Raw genomic sequence first — 2,656 nt, forward strand, 5'->3', positions numbered from 1 at the left:
GTACGGGGGCGCCCCCGTACCCCCCGCGAGGTCAGGAGCGAAGCTCCTGCGTGCAGCACTTCACGCTGCCGCCGCCCTTCAGCAGCTCACCCAGGTCCATCCCCACCGGCTCGAAGCCCCGGGCCCGCAGGGGCTCGAAGAGCCCCAGGGCCGCCTGCGGCAGCAGGACGTGGCGGCCGTCGCTGACCGCGTTGAGGCCGAACGCCGCCGCGTCCGCCTCCCGGGCGATGAGGGCGTCGGGGAAGAGGCGGGCGAGGACCGCGCGGCTGCCGGGGGAGAAGGCGCCGGGGTAGTACATGATCTCGTCCGTCGTGTCGTCGAGGACGGACAGTGCCGTGTCGAGGTGGTAGTAGCGCGGGTCCACCAGATCGAGCCCGATCACGGGGCGGCCGAAGAACTCCTGGGCCTCGTCGTGCGACAGCGGACTCGACCGGAAGCCCCGCCCCGCCAGCACATAGGTCGAGGTGATCGCGAAGTCGCCCTCGCCCTCGTTGATGTGCGTGGGCTCGTGGATCTCGGTGAAGCCGTGCGCGCGGAACCAGTCCAGATGCGCCTGCGCCTCCGCGGCCCGCTCCGGGTACGCGAAGCGCGCACCGAGCACCCGTCCGTCGACGACGGTCGCGCCGTTCGCGGCGTAGACCATGTCGGGCAGGTCCGCCCGCGGCTCCAGCAGCTCCACGGTGTGGCCGAGCGCGCGATAGCGGTTGTGCAGGTCCTCCCACTGGGCCAGCGCCAGCGACAGGTCGACAGGCTTCCCGGGGTCCATCCAGGGGTTGATGGAGTACGTCACCTCGAAGTGCGTGGGTGGGCACATCAGGTAGCGGCGGGATCTAGCGTCACGAGGCAATGCAGGCTCCTCACGAGCGGCAGGGCGCACGGTTGTGCGTGCAGCCATGGTGCGTCGTACGAGCCCTTCGCGCTGTGATCCGAACGGGTGGTTCGTCACACATACCGCCATCGTTCAACAAGACGATACGTCTCGTCGCATCGGTTGGTAGATTGGCGCCATGGCAGAGACCAAGGCCCCCGACTCCTCCCGCCGCAGCGAACGCTCCCGCCGCGCCATCTACGACGCCGCCCTCGCCCTCGTCGGCGAGGTCGGCTACACCAGGACGACGATCGAGGGCATCGCCGCCCGCGCCGGAGTCGGAAAGCAGACCATCTACCGCTGGTGGCCCTCCAAGGCCGCGGTCCTCCTCGAAGCCTTCCTCGACCTCGGCGAGCAGGCCGCCCAGGGCGAGACCGAGATCCCCGACACCGGAGATCTCGAAGCCGACCTCAAGCTCGTCCTGCGGGCCACCGTCGACGAGCTGAACTCGCCCGTCTACGACGCCCCCGCCCGTGCCCTCACCGCCGAGGGCGTCGTCGACTCCGAACTCGGCGCCCAGTTCGTCGAGAAGCTCCTCGAACCCCAGCTCCAGCTGTACGTACGCAGGCTGGGCGCCGCCCAGGACGCCGGTGCGGTGGGCGCCGGCATCGACCCCCGTACCGCCCTGGAACTCCTCGTGGGACCCCTCACCCACCGCTGGCTGTTGCGCACCCTCCCGCTCACCCACGACTACGCCGACAAGATCGTCGAGTACGCGCTGTACGGCCTGGCGCCCAGGAGCTGAGTGAGGGACCGGCCACACGATCGGGGGGTGCGGCCACCCGGCGCTCCCGATGATGGGACGATGGCACCGGCGTCGATATGCGGCTGAGCCGCGTGGGCCGGGGCGAGCAGCGAGGTGTGAGGGGATAGATGGGCGACGGTATCGGCCGCTACCGCGGCACGGAGAGCAGGCTGTCCTGGGAGAACCGGTTGCCGCAGTGGCTGCGCAGGCGCCCCCGCGAGGACGCCTTGGACGACTCCAGCCGCCTCACCCTGCTGCTGGCCACCGCCGCCGCCGGACTGCCCCTCGCGCCCGCCGCGTACCCGTCCGGCCCCAGCTGCTCCTGCGAGCGCATCGGCTGTCCCACCCCGGCCCGGCATCCCGTCTCCTTCGCCTGGCAGACCCAGTCCACGACCGACCAGGACCGGATCGGGCGCTGGGCGGGCGACGAGCCCGCGGCCAACTTCATCACCGCCACCGGAATGGTCCACGACGTCCTCGACGTGCCGCTGGAGGCGGGCCGCGACGCCCTGGAACGACTGCTCGCGGAAGGTATCGACGTCGGGCCGGTCGCCGTGTCCGGCACGGACCGGATTCTGTTCTTCACCGCCACCCGCGGTACTCCGGAGGACGAGGACGAGTGGTGGCCCTGCGAGCTGGACTGCCACCCCGAGACGATGGACGAGCACCCCGGGTTGCGCTGGCACAGCCGCGGCTCCTACGTCCTCGTACCGCCCGCACGGCTCCCGGACGACCTCACCGTCGACTGGGTGCGCGGCCCGGAGCATCCGTTGCCGGACCCGCTGACGCTGCTGGAGACCCTCGCCGACGCCTGTGCGAAGTACGCGGACGAGGCGGGGCAGCACGGCCTGGACCACCACTCGGTGGCGTGGCCCCTGTCGGGGCGAGGCCGCTGACGCCGCAGACGGTCCGGGCGCGCGGTCGTGCTCGCCCGCCCCGGTCACGGCCTAGGGTCTGTCCGGTGGATCTTGCTGGGCTCGCGACGCCCTGCGACTCCGTCTCCTGCTCCCCCTGGGCCCTGCGGGCCCGGGAGGTGCCCCCAG

At 71.6% G+C, this 2,656-nt stretch carries 3 protein-coding genes; 2 read left to right on the top strand and 1 reads right to left on the bottom strand.

Going from position 1 to position 2,656, the window contains the following annotated elements:
* Window positions 1-31: 31 nt before the first annotated feature.
* Window positions 32-895: a dimethylargininase gene (gene ddaH, locus ACWGI8_RS42835; protein WP_453668879.1), complete on the bottom strand. Its 864-nt coding sequence runs from the start codon at window positions 893-895 to the stop codon at window positions 32-34.
* Window positions 896-1,007: 112 nt separating this feature from the next.
* Here ddaH and ACWGI8_RS42840 point away from each other — a divergent pair, with 112 nt between their 5' ends.
* Together ACWGI8_RS42840 and ACWGI8_RS42845 are read left to right on the top strand one after the other, a co-directional pair.
* Entirely contained in the window at window positions 1,008-1,613 is a 606-nt protein-coding gene (locus ACWGI8_RS42840; RefSeq protein WP_453668880.1) for a TetR/AcrR family transcriptional regulator, read from the top strand.
* A gap of 128 nt (window positions 1,614-1,741) precedes the next feature.
* Window positions 1,742-2,509 carry a bifunctional DNA primase/polymerase gene (locus ACWGI8_RS42845; RefSeq protein ID WP_453668881.1) on the top strand — a complete coding sequence of 256 codons (768 nt, stop codon included), beginning with the start codon at window positions 1,742-1,744 and terminating at the stop codon, window positions 2,507-2,509.
* Window positions 2,510-2,656 lie beyond the last annotated feature (147 nt).

Source organism: Streptomyces sp. NPDC054841, assembly GCF_053611045.1.